This is a genomic window from Rhodococcus sp. IEGM 1302 (assembly GCF_030056935.1).
In the GTDB taxonomy this organism is placed as follows: Bacteria; Actinomycetota; Actinomycetes; order Mycobacteriales; family Mycobacteriaceae; genus Rhodococcus_F; species Rhodococcus_F qingshengii.
The window spans coordinates 440,352-455,853 of sequence record NZ_JASHKY010000001.1; the positions used below are offsets into that span (position 1 = coordinate 440,352).

A 15,502-nucleotide genomic window follows, 5' to 3' on the forward strand; every position below is an offset into this window, starting at 1 on the left:
AAGTTGTATACCGCCTGGTCTGAAACTTTGATGCATTGCATAGCTCCAGGTCAGGGCGTAGTTTTCGCTCAACACGCAGTGACCTGCACCACCATCTCGACGAAGGACCACCATGCGCAAGTTGCACACGCACGAAGCCTCGCCTCTCGACGCCACCGGCACGATCTTCACCGGCGCCAAGATCCACACCGTTGACGACAGCACGGTGGGAGCCGAAGCGTTCCTGGTGTTCGGAAACCGCTTTGCAGCGGTGGGAACGCTCGAGGAATGCCGCACGGAGGCGCGTCGGCTGAGCACTCGCACAACCGCGGTGGTCGAACTCGACGGCGCCACCGTCGTCCCCGGCTTCGTCGATCCACATGCACACCCGTTGATGTACGGGCAGATGCTCAGCTGGGTGGACTGTGGGCCGGAGAAGGCACATTCCATCCCCGGAATCATTGCGCTACTTCAGGAAGCGGCGCTCACAGCACCTGCGGGCGTCCCGATTCGCGGATACGGCTACGAGCACCGCAACCTGATCGAAGGGCGTCACCCGCTCAAGGAAGAGCTCGATCAGGTGGCCACCGATCGCGAGGTCTACCTCATGAACGCGAGCGGTCACGGCGGCGTCGTCAACTCCTTCACTTTCGACAAGCACGGTATCGACGCGAGCACCGAGAATCCGGCCGGTGGCGAGTTCTTCCGAGATGAAGACGGCGAACTCACCGGTGAGCTCTCCGACGCCGCGTGCAACATTCTCACCGGCGTCAACGGAGTGAAGGTCGGCCATCACGGCCCCAACTTCCATCTCGAGGACGAGCCGGAAGAGCACCTTCGCCAGCTGTCGGTCGCTCAGGACAAGTTCCTGGCCGGTGGCGTCACCACCATCGGTGACTGCCAGGTGACCCGGCGTGAATTCGACATGTACCTGCGTCTGGCCGAGCAGGATCAGCTCAAGACCCGCGTCAGCATGTACATGCTCAGCCACCTCCTCGATCACGTCATCGACACGGGAATGCACGGCGCCTTCGGCAATTCGCGGCTCGCGTTCGGCGGCATCAAGTTCTACGCCGACGGCACACTCGGAGGCTGGACCGCATACTTCCCCGACGGCTACGTGGGCGACCCGTGCCGCACCGGGCAGCTCTACCACGAGCCGGCGGACTACTCGGAGCTGATTGCCAAGGCACATTCGGTGGGTCTGCAGACCGCCACGCACGCTCAGTCACCGACCGCCATCGACATGGTGCTCGATGCCATCGAAGCTGCGCAGAAGGCTCACCCCGACGCCGACGCTCGTCACCGCATCGAGCATTGCGGACTCCCGACGGCCGAGCAGATCGCAAGGATGAACCTGGCCGGTGTCTACCCGGTGAACCAGCCACAGCACTACTACAACTGGGGCGAGGGCGTCACCGCTGCGATCGGCACTCCGGGCGAGCGGTTCAACCCGCTCGGCGAGTTCATCGCTGCCGAAGTTCCCGTGACCATCAGCTCCGACGCCCCCGTCGCAGAGCCGAAGCCGCTCGAAGCAATTCAGGCAGCCGTTACTCGTGTGACGCGTCAGGGTCATCAGCTCGGCTCCGATGCACTCCGCATCACCGCCGACCAGGCATTGCAGGCTCATACCCTCAACGGTGCGCGTGCGCTGGGCCGCGAAGCAGAGCTGGGCAGCATCTCGGTCGGCAAGCGGGCCGACTTCGTCATTCTGGGCGCGGATCCCCTCGAGGTTCCGGCCGACGCGATTGCGCAGATCGAGGTCCGAGAGACCTGGATCGACGGCGAACTCGCACATTCAGGTCATAACCACCTATTGTCGAGCACTTCGACCACCGAGGAAAAGTAATGAACCGAGAGCAACAGATCGTGAAGGCCCGCAAGGCGGGATTTGCAGCCTTCGTCGGTACAACTATCGAGTGGTACGACTTCTACGTGTATGCCACGGCAGCCGCCCTGGTGTTCGGTGACATCTTCTTCCCACCCGGAACCGACCGCCTGACCGGCGTTGCGGCGGCGTTCGCGACATACGCCGTCGGTTTCTTCGCTCGCCCGCTCGGCGGAATCGTGTTCGGCCATGTCGGTGACAAGATGGGCCGACGCACCGCATTGGTGGTGACTTTGACGCTGATGGGTGCAGGCACGTTCCTCATCGGCATGTTGCCCACTTACGCGTCGATCGGGTTCTGGGCGCCGTTACTGCTGGTACTGCTCCGCTTCGTCCAAGGCTTTGCCGTCGGCGGCGAATGGGGCGGCGCGGTCCTGATGGCCGTCGAGCATGCACCCGAGGACAAGAAGACCTTCTACGGCGGTTTCGCTCAGCTGGGCAACCCGGCCGGCGCGCTCCTGGCCACAGGTTTCTTCAGCATTCTCTCCACCTTCGGCGACGACGCTCTGCGCGAGTGGGCTTGGCGACTGCCGTTCCTCTGCTCGGCGCTGCTGATTCTCGTCGGCTTGGTCGTTCGCCTGAAGGTCGAAGAGTCCCCGGTTTTCGAATCCGAGGTGAAGTCCGCGGACGTACCGGAAATGCTCCCGCTCAAGTACGCGCTGGTGACCAACTGGCGCCCGATCATCCTGGGCATCGGCATTCTGCCCGTCGCAGTCGGCGGCTACTACCTCGTGACGACCTTCATCACGGCATACGCAACCGACCCCGACGTCGGATTGTCGGAGACGTTGATTCTCAACGCGCTCAGTGTCGCTGCAGTGGTCGAGTTGATCGCGACTCTCGGCGTGGCGTGGCTCGGCGACAAGGTGGGACGCGTCCGCGTCGTCATCTGGGGCCTTGCGGCAGTCGCGATTCTCGCAGCGCCGCAGTTCCTGGTGCTGAAGTCCGGATCCGTGTTCCTGATCTTCCTGACCTTCGCTGTCATGCGACTGGTGCTGGCGGCCACGTACGGTCCGATCGCCGCTGTTCTGTCGCAGATGTTCAAGCCGCAGGCGCGCTACACGAGCATCTCGTTGGCGTACCAAGGTGCAGGCGCTATCTTCGGCGGACTGTCACCGCTGGTGTCGACGCTGATGTACAAGGCAACCGGCAGCATCTGGCCGGTCATCGCACTGCTGATCGGCATGTGCATCCTGAGCATCGTGTGCCTGCTCTTCGCTCCGCAGCACGTGGACGAGGCGACCGATACCGACAGTGCTCAGCAGGGCCTGAACAAGGAATCGGCTTCCGCCTGATTGCCGAGAGTCGGCTTCCGCCTGACTGCCGAGAGTCGGCTTCCGCCTGACAACTGAAAACACGACAGCTGGGGCAGTACACGATTTCCGTGTACTGCCCCAGCTGTCGTTTCAGGTCAGTTGTCGTTCAGCGCCGGTTACGCGCCGACGAGATGGCGATGAAAATGATCGCTGCGTCGGTGGGCCTGGCTGAGATTTCTGATCTCACGCAGCCAGAAGTGAGACGCCAGCGTGTTACTGCTTCCGTAACCAGTGCCGGACGTGTCTTCGTCGATCAGGGCGACAAGCGCTTTGATCAGGCTGGTGACCTTGAGGTTGTTGGTCTGAGAATGTCGGAGCAACAGCTCGGCGGCTTCGTCGGTGCTGCAACGGTAGAGGGTGCAGACGATTTCGATACCGCGCTCGCGGATCCGGCCCGAAGTAGTCGGGATCCGTAGACCGTTCGTCGAGTTGCTGTTCGTCTGGTTGTTCGTGTCGTCGGGGTGAATCATGGTGTTGATCAAGGTATTCCTTTGAACCGCAGGGTCTTTGGGCCCGTGCGGTGTGTAGCGCATGTTGATACTGGTGCAGTCGGTACGCGATTGGCGGCGGACTCCGTCGGAGCCTTCGGCCTGGTCAACAATCTGCGGGACTGATGAAAGTGCGTAGTGATCAAAGGCGCGGATTTGCACCGAACTGGAAGTCTGCCCCTGGAACGAATACTGGAACTGTTGTTCCGGGCGAAGCGACCGGCTGCCTGACTGACGGCTGCCCTCTGATAACCCCACCGTACGTCATCGATTGAGTTTCAGCTAATTCTATTTCGAGCGGCTGAGAGCACTGTGGCCCGTATTACCTGCTCAAGAGGCATTTATGTGGCCGATTATTGCTTGCTTGGTGGTAGCCCAGGCGTCGGTCGTCGGGTTGCCGAACTCGCCGTGGCCGACGCCGGGAAGTTCGATCAGATCGACCACGTCGCCTGCTGCTCGGGCGGCACGGGCATAGCGCCGACTCTGTTCGACCGACACGACCTTGTCTCCGAGTCCGTGGATCACCGTGACGGGGAGGCCGGTGGGGAGGTGCTCGATCGGTGATGCGATGCGGTAGCGATCGGGATGATCGGTAGGCATGCCGCCCAGAAGATTTCGAACAAATCGATCTTTGCCCGCGGTTGCGGCGAGCGTCATGTCGAAGACGCCGGCCATGATCGTCGTCGAGCGAACCGGCACCGAGAGGTTTGGTTCCGGGGCGTCTGCACCCTGTTGGGATCGCGATGCGACCCAGGCGGCAAGTTGTCCACCCGCGGAGTAGCCGGCGATGTGTACACGGCTCAAATCCAGTCGCCCGGAGGCCTTTTCCTGAACGATGCCGGCCAGGGCGTTGGTGGCCGTAACGGTATCGGAGAGCGTGGTCGGCCAACCACCCTGACCGCCGACGCGTCTGTATTCGATGTTCCAGACCGCAATTCCGTACGGGGTCAGGGTTTTTGCCCACGCGCCCGCGTATTCGAGATTGCTCTTCTGGGCCCATCCACCGCCGTGAATGAGTACGACGACCGGCAGGTCACCGTCCGATCCTTCTGGAAGATACAGATCGCCGAAAGTGTCTGCGGCCGCGGCGTAGGCGATGCGGACCGGAGCGACGTCGCGGTCGAGGCCGGTCGCACTGCTGACAGATGCGAGGAGGGCGAGTGCACAGACCAGCACTACGGCGAGATACCCGGCCAAGCGGTCGCGGGAGCGGTGCGCGATGACCTGATTCCTCTCGGCAGGCGACGGACGATAATTCGGAAATCAGTCTATCGGTGCCAGGTGAATTTATGGTGTGAGCGAATGGGCCGTGCTCGCTCGCACGCGGAGTTCGCTACGCGTATAGCTCTGAACTGGGGGTTCGTCACCGTTGACCAGAGCCAACAGTGCATCTACGGCCGCTGCCGCCTGTTCTTGGGGGAAGAAGTCGAAGGCAGTGATCGGGGGCTGGGAAACCAGCAGGGCAGGTTCGTCGCTGTCCTGTGCAATCAAGACGTCACCCGGAATCGACAGCCCGAGATCGAGGGCCGCTCGCGCCGCTGCCGGGGCGCAACCGAGAATCAACGACAGGATCGCGTCAGGCGGAGTCGAGGAGTCGAGGGCCTCGCGGGTGGCCGCATACGCGGCCCCGATGAGGCCTCCGACGGTGCTGGCGCCCGGAAACGACGTCAATTCCTCGCTGGTGCGTGGTGCCACCCCTCGGGCGCGGCACCACTCGAAGTAAGCGAAAGTCGTTGCGCGGGTCCACTCCGAATGCATTCCGGGAGTGAGGACGAAAATGTCCCTTGCGCCACGTTCGGCGAGGTGGTTCAGAAGAGTCTCCGTGGTGGAGACGAGGTCCGGTGAGGTGGAGTATCCGAACTGCCCGGATTGTCCAGGACCCACTGCGACAGAGGGGATTCCGATCTTCTGCAGAACTTCGACGCGCGGGTCGTCGACCATCGGGTCGACGACCAGTACGCCGTCCATCTCGATGCGCCGCAGTCCGTTCGGATCTTTCATCGACGGCAGTAGGAGGAGTGAGTGATCGGCGTGGAATGCAGCCTGGGTCGCGGCGGTCGCCACGCGCCCGTACCAGTCGAAATTGAGGTACTCGGCCGATGACAGTTGGTCGGGAGCGGGGAGCATCAGCCCGAGGGTGGCAGTCCGACCCGACCTGAGATTCTGGGCCGACCGATTGGCACGGTATCCAAGGCGGTCGGCAACCTCTTGAACCCGAGCGCGAGTGGCCGCGTCGACCCGGCCCTTGCCGTTGAGTGCATAGGAGACCGTGGACACCGCGACGCCGGCGGCGTTGGCGACATCACGAAGCGTCGGCGAAACAGGGGTAGCCACTGCGGATCGTTTCTACTCGTTGGTCGGTTTGTCTCCAGCCTATCGATCAATCGTTTCGGCATGTTGCGTGCACCGGTGAGGGGCACCTCAGAACAAAACGTCGAATCGTTTCAGCGCAGGTATTGACACTGATGAAACGATTCGGCACTCTCTTAGGAACACCGGGCGAACGTCGAGAGAAATTCGGGCGAACCTCGGGAAACCTGACCAGGCAGGCGCATACTTGCCTTAACTCGCGGAGCCTCCCCATGACCGAAAAAACCGACCCTCCCGGTGCAGGAACGCATTCTGAATCCGGTTCTCCCACGTCATCCTCGGGCCTGCGCGCCGGAACTATCAACAGCCGTCATCTGGTCTTCTTCGTCATCGCCGCAGCGGCGCCACTGACGATCCTGGTGGGATTCGCGCCACTGGGCCTGATGGTTTCCGGCGCTGCGCTTCCGGTGGGGTACGTCGTTCCCGGGATCGTCTATCTACTGTTCGCCGTCGGCTTCACGGCGATGAGCAGGCATATCCGCGGCGCGGGCGCGTTCTACGCCTACATCACCGAAGGGCTCGGAAAAACAGTCGGCGCAGGCGCCTCTGTGCTGGCTTACATCGGCTATCTCGGTGGCCAGATCGGATTCGTCGTCGCTTGCGGCATCTTTCTCTCGTCGACGATCGAGTTGTTCTTGGGAGTAACCGTTTCCGTCTACACCTGCGCATTGGCGGTCGCAGTTCTGGTCGTGGTGGTGGGATATCGCAGGGTCGATATCGGCGCGAAGGTGCTGGCCGTTTTGATGGCGCTCGAGCTCGGCGTCCTCGCAGTCTTCTGTGTGGCGGTTCTGTTGAAAGGCGGCCACGAAGGACTGTCGCTCGACAGTTTTTCGCCGTCGACCTTCATGACAGCCGGACTGGCGAGCGTCTTCGTGTTGACCTTCACCTCCTTCGTCGGTTTCGAGCAGACGGCGATCTACAGCGAGGAAGTTGTCGATTCCAAACGCACAGTGTCGCGTGCGACCTACACAGCAGTCACTGTTCTGGCCGTGGTCTACGCATTCTGTGCTTGGGTGATCGTGCAGGCCGTCGGCCCGAGTCGGATGGGCGACCTACTCGGCGGTGACCCGTCCGAGCTGATCTTCGATCTCAACAATGAATTTGCCGGCTCCATGATGACCGACGTGATGCATCTGTTGATCGTCACGAGCTTCTTCGCGGGTTGCCTTGCCCTCCACAATGCTTGCAGTCGCTATCTGCTCACCATGGGGCGCGCGAGAGTCTTTCCTGCCGGGCTTGCACGGGTTTCGCCGACCACTGGAACGCCGAGCGTCGCCGGAATCACACAAGGCGCACTGGTATTCGCGGCAATCGCCGGCTTTGCGCTGACGCCCGCAGACCCGTACACCCAAGTAGTCGTGTGGACGAATACACCAACGATCATCGGTGTGCTGGTGTTGCAGGTTCTCACTTCCGTCGCCGTGCTCAGGTTCTTCTCGCAGGATTCTCGCGGTGAAGGTCTGTGGCAGAGGTTGATTGCACCCTCGCTCGCTGCAGTGGCGTTGATCGTCGCGCTCGGATACCTCTTGATGAACATGAGTGACCTGACCGGGTTGACCACCGCGCAAAACTTCTTGTTGGCAGTGCCATTGCTGTTGGCTTTCGCATTCGGCGTGGTCCGCGGGATGCGCGTATGTGAACACTCGGTCGAGGAGTTGTCGGCATGAGCGAATACGCATGGTCGGTCCCCGGAGGGTTGGTCGAACGTCCCGGAATTGTTCCGGGCGCTCCAGAGATATGGGTCTATGCGGACAGGTTCTCGTACTTCGGTGGTGACACCGTCTCGATCCGAGTGCATACCACCGCAGAAGAATACGACCTCGAAATTGTTCGAGACGGCGCCCGGCCGCAACAGGTCGCGCAATACTTCGGTCTGCCGGGCAAGCAGCAGCCGACGCCTGCCGGCGCGTACGCAGTGGGCTGCGACTGGGCGGAATCCCTTGCCGTCGAGATAGATCCGAAATGGACGTCCGGCATGTACTTGGTTCTGGTCCGGATGCTCCACGAAGGGGTGACTATTGAGCGGGAGGGCTTCTTCGTCGTCAAGGCGCGCGAACCCGAGCATGCCGACTTCGTACTCATTCACACCACCAGCACGATGTTGGCCTACAACGACTGGGGTGGGGCAAACCACTACCGAGGTGTTCCGGACGGCTCCGGCGATGTGCCGACACCGATTTCCTCGACGCAGCGTCCCGTCGCGCGGGGGATGTTGCGCAAACCCGAGGGCGCAGCACGCAACATCCACACCGACACACCGGGAATCGGATGGATACCCCGTCACCCGCCGTACGAATGGGCGTGGGTGAACGGCTACTCGCGTCACCATGCGGACGCCTTCTGGGCCACTTACGAGAGGCCGTTCACGGTCTGGGCGGAAGAGCAGGGGTTCCGCGTCCACCACGTGACACAACACGATCTGCATAACGATCCGTCAGCGCTGCATGGATATTCATGCGCAGTTGTCGTCGGTCACGACGAGTACTGGTCCTGGGAGATGCGTGACCGCATAGATGATTTCGTCGAAGAGGGTGGTGGTCTGGCGCGATTCGGCGGGAACTTCCTGTGGCAGGTACGCCTCGAAAACGACGCACAAGTCTGTTACAAGAATCCGTTCGACGATCCGATGCGAGAAGTCGACCCGACCCGGGTGACGACGGCGTGGGATTCGCCCGAGGTTGCCCGACCGGGGGCGTGGACGATGGGATTGACCGGCATGGCCGGTGTCTACAATCGTTACGGTGCAACAACTCCCAGGTCTTCGGGCGGTTTCACGGTATACCGGCCGGATCATTGGGCGTTGAACGGAACCGACCTGTACTACGGAGACAACTTCGGGATCGCCCCGATCTGTGTTGCCGGATTCGAGATGGACGGCGTGGATTTCACGTTCCGGAAGGGCCAGCCGTATGCGACCGGCGTCGACGGCGCTCCCGAGGATCTGGAGATCATCGCGATGGCGCCGGCAGTTTCGGGTTCGCGGGACAAATGGAACGGGAAAGTTCCGATCGGTGCGCCTTTCGCCGAAGTGCAGGGAATCATCGAATGCTTCTATGGCAGTGAGCCTCCAGATCACCTTCGTGATCTCGAATACGGATCGGGAATGGTCGCCTGTCACAAGCGAGGTCTCGGCTCCGTGTTCAACGCAGGTTCCACCGAATGGGTGAACGGGCTGATCCATCACGATCCGTTCACCGAACGAATAACTGCAAACGTACTAAATCTGTTTGCTGCACGAATTTCCAGCTCCAACACGAAGGAAAAATGACATGAGTGTCAACGACATTCGAATGTTCGGGCCAGGGCAGGGGACGCGGTTCATCCCGGAGTGGGGTGACGACGCGAGCCCGAACTGGTCGGAATCCGAATGGAGGTCGTTCGGAGATCCGAACGGGGAATACTTCGGCGGTGGTTGGGAAGGCGAGCCCGGCACGCTCTTGTGCGACCCGTATCCGTACGACGAGGTCTGCATCATGATCAGCGGCCGGGTGGCGCTGATCGACCTCGATGGAAACCGTCGCGAATTCTCCGCTGGGGAAGCATTTTTCGTGCCGCAGTCGTTTCGCGGTACCTGGGAGACGGTTGAGCCGTCGAAGAAGTTCTTCGTCGCGCTCCCCGGATCGCGCTCATGACGGTGGAAACTTCGATGACTGTCGCAGCGTTTGGTCACGTGATCAACGGAACGTGCGAGAGCCCGCCAGGTAGACTTTCCGTGCTGGTCGATCCGGTGACCGACAATGTATACGCCCGTGCTGCCGTCGGTTCCGCCGATGACGTCGACCGAGCCTGCCGTTCGTCCGAGAAGGCTGCGCGGTCCTGGCGCCGGTCCACCCCTGCGCGCCGTCAGGAGTTGCTGCTGGCCCTCGCGGACGCGCTGGAAGCAAACGCGAAATATTTCCTCGAGGTCGAATGCCGCAGTACCGGCAAGCCTCTCAGGCAGGTGCGAGACGACGAGATCCCGCAGTGTGTTGACTTTCTGCGGTACTTCGCGGGTATTGCCCGCTCTCTGCCGGGCGTTGCCGCAATGGAGTACACGGAGGGTGCTACGTCTTATGTCAGACGTGAACCCATTGGCGTGATCGGTGCGATCGCTCCTTGGAACTACCCGTTGATGATGGCGGTCTGGAAGATCGCGCCGGCACTCGCGACGGGAAACACCCTCGTGCTCAAGCCGGCCGAGGAGACGCCGGAAACCGCGGTGATGCTGGGAGTGCTTGCAGCGCAGATCTATTTGCCCGGGGTGTTGAACGTAGTGTGCGGCGATCGCGATACCGGAGCCGCGCTCGTCGCTCATCCGGTTCCTCGGATGATTGCGCTGACGGGATCGACGAGAGCGGGTATTTCGGTCGCAAAGGCCGCGTCGGAAGACGTCAAGCTGTTGCATCTCGAACTCGGAGGCAAGGCACCCGCCGTTGTTTTCGCCGACGCGGACCTCGACGGCGCAGTCGCGGGGATTGTTGCCGGGGCCTTTTACAACAGCGGTCAAGATTGCACCGCTGCGACGAGGATTCTCGTTCAAGAGGAGGTTGCGGAGGAGTTCACCGAGAAGTTGACGGCTGCGGCCGCGGACTTGAGGTTGGGCGGACCGGAATCGGGCGATTGTCTCGGCCCCCTGGTCAGCCGCGCTCACCGTGATCGAGTGGCGGAGTTGGTAGAGAGACGCTCAGCAAATACGAACGTATGTATTGGCGGGGGAAAGCCAGCTGGACCAGGGTTTTTCTATCTGCCGACTGTTATTTCCGGGGTGCAGCAGGAAGATGAACTGGTCCAGGAAGAGATATTCGGGCCGGTTGTCACCGTACAGTCGTTCTCCACCGAGGCTGAAGCGATCGAACTTGCGAACGGGACCAAGTACGCTCTCGCGTCGAGCGTGTGGACGTCCGACCACGGCACCGCGATGAGGATGACGGCCGAACTGGACTTCGGCTGCGTCTGGGTGGGAGCCCACGGAATGCTCGCCGCTGAGATGCCTCACGGTGGCTTCGCCGGGTCGGGTTACGGCAAGGATCTGTCGGAGCTCGCACTGGCGGAGTACACGAGGGCCAAGCACGTCATGCATGTGACGAGCGTCTGACTCCTCGGCAATATCCAACGACGGCCACCTGCCCGCGCTGCGGGACGGTGGCCGTCGTCGTGCCTCGGTGGACCTGCAAGCTGCTGTTTGAATATGTTGCAGTGCAACATGTTTAGAGAGAATTTTCGTTGATTCGGGTCGCGAATGCCGGTAAAGTGACGTGTGCAACATTGCGCACTTCGGCGCACATTCAACCCCACTTTCAATTCTGACTCCAGGAGACTGCCATGGGTTCATCCGACACCGATCTCAAAGCGCTCGACAGCGTTATCACCGTCGCCGGTGCATTGGCGGCGATATTCGGCGGAATCGCCGGAGTTGCCGGGCTGGCCACTTTTCTCGGAACCGGCGGCGGTTCTTAGGTTTTCAGCTGACATCAGTGAGGCTCGGACCGTTCGATTCTGACGATCAGATCCGCGCGTGGCCTGACTGCGCTGATCAACTCGGCGTTCGGCTGATCTACCCGTTTCACCCACTCTGCAGCCGCTTCGGAACTCTTTCCGAAGCGGCTGTGGCGTTTCACCAAGCGCTTCGTCCGAGTTTCCTCCGGAACGTCGAGATACCAGACCTCGTCGAGTGCTGCTCGCACTTCCTGCCATCCACCACTGGGTAGGAGGAGATAGTTCCCCTCGGTGACTATCAGCGGTGTACATGGATCGACAGCCGTTGTGCTGCCTATTGATTCGTCGAACTCGCGATCGAAGACCGGAGCATAGACCGTCGAGTTCGAGGCTCGGAGTCGGCGTAGTAGAGCCGCGTAGCCGTCGACGTCGAAGGTGTCCGGTGCGCCTTTGCGTTCATGCCTGCCGAGTCGGTCGAGTTCCCGATTGGCAAGATGAAAACCGTCCATCTCGACGATGGAGCAACGAGAACCTAATTTCCGCACAATTGCCTGTGACACCGTCGACTTTCCGGCTCCCGGTGCGCCCGTGATGCCGAGGATTCTCCGACCGTCGTCGGTGATCAGGGAAGCAGCGCGTGAAGCAAGTTGGTCGAGCGTCAGCGAGACGGTCGGCGGTGAGGTCGTCACGTGTTGCTCCGATCAGTCCGAAGGGCCGGTGCATCGAGAGTACGCCGGAGGCTTTCGGCCATTGACAGTCTGAATGGACTGTGAAACTGTGATCCATGCCACTCGAGAAGTTGGAGGTGAGACCGTGACCCTGCGCGATGCGCAGCGCGAAGCGACGCGCCACCGGATTCTCGATGCGGCAACGGATTTACTGATAGCGGACGGTTATTCATCTCTGACGGCGCAGTCGGTGCAAACCGCTGCCGGAGTCAGTCGGGGCGCTCTGCTGCACCACTTTCCGAACATGCAGGAGCTCACTGCGGCGTTGGTGTCGAACATCGTCGTACGGAACGAGGTGGCGGTAAGAGCTGCCATGTCTCGGCAGGATTCGTCGGTTGACACGATCGAGAACTCGATCTCCGCTCTGTATTCGGCGTTGACTCAGCCGCCATTTCAAGCGGAACTCGAACTGTGGTCCGCAGCGCGGACGGATCCGGTGTTGGCCGAGGTGCTCCGGGAATCGGAGCGAATCGCCGGACGGGATCTGCGGCGAGTTGTCCACGACGCTTTCGGTCCCGAAATTGTTGCTTCCGAGAACTATTCGCAGATTGCAGATCTGACGGTGCTGATGCTCCGTGGTTTGGCGCTGTCCCGGGCAGTGCAGAAGAGCGACGCGTCTGCGCGTCGTTCGATCAGTCAATGGGCAGGCGTCGTTCGCCTGCTCCTCACCCAGAACTAGCGCAACTCGTTCCGAGCGAGGCGCGCTCTGTCGACAGGACCGATGATGACGGATTTTGCGACCCTGAAGTACGAGACGTCCGGTGGTAAAGCGTATATCACGCTCAACCGTCCCGATCGGCTCAACGCGATCGACGACCGGATGCCGTCTGACATTCGAAACGCGGTGGCAGCAGCCAATGACGACGACGAGGTCCGTGTGATCGTCTTGCAAGGTGCGGGCAAGGCGTTTTGTGCCGGGTACGACCTCAAGAAGTTTGCCGAAGGTGACCTTGACGGAAATTGGAACCAGGGCCCGGTCTGGGACCCCATCAAGGACTTTCGCGGGATGAAGCAGAACACCGACGACTTCTTCACGCTCTGGCGATCGCTCAAGCCGACGATCTGCAAGGTTCAGGGATATGCGATTGCCGGTGGGAGTGACATCGCGCTGTCCTGCGACATGCTGATCATGGCCGACGACGCTCGCATCGGATACCCGCCTGCGCGTGTGTGGGGTTGCCCGACGACGGCGATGTGGGTGTACCGGCTCGGAGCCCAGCGTGCCAAGCGAATGCTGTTGACGGGAGACACCATTGACGGTGTCACTGCGGCTGACTGGGGATTGGCGCTCGAAGCGGTGCCGGCCGACGAATTGGACTCGGCGGTGGAAGCGTTGGCGGATCGCATCGCCGGTGTTCCGCTCAATCAGTTGGCCATGCAGAAGATGATGATCAACCAGGCGTACGACAACATGGGATTGCAAGGCACCCAGGTACTGGCAACCCTGTTCGACGGAATTACGCGTCACTCCCCGGAGGGGCGCTGGTTCAAGGATTTTGCCGAGCGCGACGGATTCCATGCCGCGGTTCAGTACCGCGATTCCGGACGCAAGATTCCAGACGGAGGCGGGCCGCTCCCCGCGTCCGACACCCCTCCTCGATAGAAAGTGGATGTGAGATGAGCAGTGTTCTCGAAACGTCGTACTTCCCCGCTGACGTGTCTGACCCGATAGAGGAGCAAACGGTGGGTGGGCTGCTGCGAGAGTGCGCCGCGGACTCGCCGAATCTGATTGCAATCAGAGAAGTGGTTCCGACGCAATCGCATTCGCTTTCCGGGGCGGCTGAAACCGATCGCACGTGGACCTTCGCGCAACTGCTGGACGAAGCGGAGGGGTGTGCGCACTACCTCTTGTCCCAGTTCGATCGCGGAGACAGGATCACCGTCTGGGCTCCGAACGTTCCGGAATGGATGATTCTGCAATACGGCGCCGCGCTCGCCGGGATGGTTCTGGTGACCGCCAATCCTGCGTTGGGTGCGGAGGAGCTGGCGTACGTCTTGTCGCAGTCCCAGTCTCGGGGGCTCTTCCACACCGGAAAGTTTCGCGGTGGCGATATGGCAGCGGTTGCATCCGAGGCGATTTCGATTTCGGGAGAAGAAGTTCTTGCAGTCAACTTCGAGGAGTGGGATCGCCAGGTTCGAGGTTGGGCGGGCGAACGGGGCGCTCTGCCCGAAGTCTCGCCTGACGACAATGCGCAGATCCAGTACACGTCGGGAACCACCGGAGTTCCCAAAGGTGCTCTGTTGCATCACCGCGGATTGGTCAACAATGCCGATTTTGTGAGTCGGAGAGGCCGATTCCCTGAGCGGGGTTCGGTTGTGTCGGCCATGCCGCTGTTCCACACCGCCGGGTGCGGCATCCTGGTTCTCGGCGCCGCGCAGCGAAGAATGTCCATCGGCCTGATCCAGTACTTCGATCCGACTGCGGTTCTCGATGCGGCGGAACGCTTTCACGCTGACGTGGTCAGTGGAGTGCCGACGATGCTGATCGCGATGATCAACGACGCCAGCTTCGCGAGCCGCGACTTCTCGGCCTGTTCGGTGGTCGTATCCGGCGGGTCGTCGGTCCCGCCCGAACTCGTCAGCACGGTGGAGTCGGCCTTCGGGGCGGGGTTCAGCATCGTCTACGGACAAACCGAGGCCAGCCCCGTCATCACACAGACCAGCCCGGCCGACACCCACGAAGACAAGTCGGAGACGGTCGGACTCGCGTTGCCGCAGGTCGAGGTGAAGATCTCCGACGTCGTGACCGGGGACAGCGTGCCGCTCGGCGAACAAGGCGAGATCTGCGCGCGCGGGTACCTCGTCATGACCGAGTACTTCCGTAATCCGGAGGCTTCGGCCGACACCGTGGACAAGGACGGTTGGTTGCATACCGGCGATTTGGGGACGATGGACGAACGTGGATACGTCCGGGTTACCGGCCGCCTCAAGGACATGATCATCCGCGGCGGTGAGAACATCTATCCGCGTGAGGTCGAGTCCGTGATCTTCACACATCCGAAGATTCTCGACGTGGCGGTCGTGGGTGTGCCCGACGAGGTGTGGGGTGAGCGAGTTGTCGCCGTCATCCGCTGGAAGGACGAGTCCGACCAACCGACCGCCGCTGAACTGGTCGAGTTCTGCACCGAGCGACTGGCGCGCCACAAGGCGCCCAAGGAGTGGTTCAGCGCGGAGGCGTTCCCACTGACAGGGTCGGGCAAGATCCAGAAATATCGAATTGCGAGCCTGGTCGGCGAAGGCGTGTACGGCGTCGTCAACTGATCGGTGCTCGTAGCACGTCGGAGCGATTCTGTCTGGGTTATCCCCGTAAATCGCTTC

At 61.4% G+C, this 15,502-nt stretch carries 14 protein-coding genes; 10 read left to right on the forward strand and 4 right to left on the reverse strand.

Annotation, left to right across the window (positions count from 1 at the left end):
• Positions 1-112 precede the first annotated feature (112 nt).
• Both QM609_RS02065 and QM609_RS02070 read left to right on the forward strand, forming a co-directional pair.
• Complete coding sequence (locus QM609_RS02065) at positions 113-1,828, forward strand: amidohydrolase (protein WP_030536127.1); 1,716 nt, start codon at positions 113-115, stop codon at positions 1,826-1,828.
• The gene (locus tag QM609_RS02070; RefSeq protein WP_050656991.1) at positions 1,828-3,162 is read left to right on the forward strand and encodes an MFS transporter; all 1,335 of its coding nucleotides are present in this window, start codon (positions 1,828-1,830) and stop codon (positions 3,160-3,162) included. Before QM609_RS02065 ends, QM609_RS02070 begins: the two co-directional genes overlap by 1 nt.
• A 137-nt stretch (positions 3,163-3,299) precedes the next feature.
• Here QM609_RS02070 and QM609_RS02075 read toward each other — a convergent pair whose 3' ends face one another.
• The 3 genes from QM609_RS02075 to QM609_RS02085 all read right to left on the reverse strand — a co-directional run bounded on the left by QM609_RS02075 (position 3,300) and on the right by QM609_RS02085 (position 6,005).
• Positions 3,300-3,665: a hypothetical protein gene (locus QM609_RS02075; RefSeq protein WP_007730475.1), complete on the reverse strand. Its 366-nt coding sequence runs from the start codon at positions 3,663-3,665 to the stop codon at positions 3,300-3,302.
• Between the two features lie 336 nt (positions 3,666-4,001).
• On the reverse strand, positions 4,002-4,868 hold the full coding sequence (locus tag QM609_RS02080) for an alpha/beta hydrolase family protein (protein ID WP_030536126.1): 867 nt from the start codon (positions 4,866-4,868) through the stop codon (positions 4,002-4,004).
• 90 nt (positions 4,869-4,958) lie between these two features.
• Positions 4,959-6,005 carry a LacI family DNA-binding transcriptional regulator gene (locus QM609_RS02085; RefSeq protein WP_007730477.1) on the reverse strand — a complete coding sequence of 349 codons (1,047 nt, stop codon included), beginning with the start codon at positions 6,003-6,005 and terminating at the stop codon, positions 4,959-4,961.
• 248 nt (positions 6,006-6,253) lie between these two features.
• Here QM609_RS02085 and QM609_RS02090 point away from each other — a divergent pair, with 248 nt between their 5' ends.
• The 5 genes from QM609_RS02090 to QM609_RS02110 all read left to right on the forward strand — a co-directional run bounded on the left by QM609_RS02090 (position 6,254) and on the right by QM609_RS02110 (position 11,477).
• The gene (locus QM609_RS02090) at positions 6,254-7,708 is read left to right on the forward strand and encodes an APC family permease (RefSeq protein ID WP_050656913.1); all 1,455 of its coding nucleotides are present in this window, start codon (positions 6,254-6,256) and stop codon (positions 7,706-7,708) included.
• Positions 7,705-9,309: a N,N-dimethylformamidase beta subunit family domain-containing protein gene (locus QM609_RS02095; RefSeq protein ID WP_050656914.1), complete on the forward strand. Its 1,605-nt coding sequence runs from the start codon at positions 7,705-7,707 to the stop codon at positions 9,307-9,309. Before QM609_RS02090 ends, QM609_RS02095 begins: the two co-directional genes overlap by 4 nt.
• Position 9,310: 1 nt before the next feature.
• Positions 9,311-9,673 (forward strand): cupin domain-containing protein, encoded by a 363-nt coding sequence (locus QM609_RS02100; RefSeq protein WP_007730501.1) that lies wholly within the window; start codon positions 9,311-9,313, stop codon positions 9,671-9,673.
• 14 nt (positions 9,674-9,687) lie between these two features.
• A complete protein-coding gene (locus tag QM609_RS02105) occupies positions 9,688-11,115 on the forward strand; it encodes an aminobutyraldehyde dehydrogenase (RefSeq protein ID WP_371734693.1) in 1,428 nt (475 codons plus the stop codon).
• A gap of 227 nt (positions 11,116-11,342) precedes the next feature.
• Positions 11,343-11,477: a hypothetical protein gene (locus QM609_RS02110; protein ID WP_003942853.1), complete on the forward strand. Its 135-nt coding sequence runs from the start codon at positions 11,343-11,345 to the stop codon at positions 11,475-11,477.
• Positions 11,478-11,491: 14 nt separating this feature from the next.
• Here the strand turns inward: QM609_RS02110 and QM609_RS02115 are convergent, their stop codons facing one another.
• Positions 11,492-12,145, reverse strand: a complete 654-nt coding sequence (locus QM609_RS02115; protein ID WP_007730507.1) for a nucleoside/nucleotide kinase family protein — start codon at positions 12,143-12,145, stop codon at positions 11,492-11,494.
• Positions 12,146-12,269: 124 nt separating this feature from the next.
• On the opposite strand from QM609_RS02115, the gene QM609_RS02120 reads away from it, so the two are divergent.
• Genes QM609_RS02120 through QM609_RS02130 form a run of 3 tightly spaced genes read left to right on the forward strand, consistent with a single transcriptional unit; the run spans position 12,270 to position 15,445 of the window.
• Entirely contained in the window at positions 12,270-12,863 is a 594-nt protein-coding gene (locus QM609_RS02120) for a TetR/AcrR family transcriptional regulator (RefSeq protein ID WP_007730510.1), read from the forward strand.
• Positions 12,864-12,908: 45 nt separating this feature from the next.
• Positions 12,909-13,787, forward strand: a complete 879-nt coding sequence (locus tag QM609_RS02125; protein ID WP_228232286.1) for a crotonase/enoyl-CoA hydratase family protein — start codon at positions 12,909-12,911, stop codon at positions 13,785-13,787.
• Positions 13,788-13,801: 14 nt separating this feature from the next.
• Positions 13,802-15,445 carry an AMP-binding protein gene (locus QM609_RS02130; RefSeq protein WP_050656917.1) on the forward strand — a complete coding sequence of 548 codons (1,644 nt, stop codon included), beginning with the start codon at positions 13,802-13,804 and terminating at the stop codon, positions 15,443-15,445.
• The last annotated feature ends 57 nt before the right edge of the window (positions 15,446-15,502 follow it).

Bases quoted from the DNA above. Each gene is read 5' to 3' on its own strand.
- QM609_RS02130 (WP_050656917.1), top strand. From the start codon at position 13,802: ATGAGCAGTGTTCTCGAAACGTCGTACTTCCCCGCTGACGTGTCTGAC.
- QM609_RS02070 (WP_050656991.1), top strand. From the start codon at position 1,828: ATGAACCGAGAGCAACAGATCGTGAAGGCCCGCAAGGCGGGATTTGCA.
- QM609_RS02100 (WP_007730501.1), top strand. From the start codon at position 9,311: ATGAGTGTCAACGACATTCGAATGTTCGGGCCAGGGCAGGGGACGCGG.
- QM609_RS02110 (WP_003942853.1), top strand. From the start codon at position 11,343: ATGGGTTCATCCGACACCGATCTCAAAGCGCTCGACAGCGTTATCACC.
- QM609_RS02090 (WP_050656913.1), top strand. From the start codon at position 6,254: ATGACCGAAAAAACCGACCCTCCCGGTGCAGGAACGCATTCTGAATCC.
- QM609_RS02095 (WP_050656914.1), top strand. From the start codon at position 7,705: ATGAGCGAATACGCATGGTCGGTCCCCGGAGGGTTGGTCGAACGTCCC.
- QM609_RS02105 (WP_371734693.1), top strand. From the start codon at position 9,688: ATGACTGTCGCAGCGTTTGGTCACGTGATCAACGGAACGTGCGAGAGC.
- QM609_RS02065 (WP_030536127.1), top strand. From the start codon at position 113: ATGCGCAAGTTGCACACGCACGAAGCCTCGCCTCTCGACGCCACCGGC.
- QM609_RS02125 (WP_228232286.1), top strand. From the start codon at position 12,909: ATGACGGATTTTGCGACCCTGAAGTACGAGACGTCCGGTGGTAAAGCG.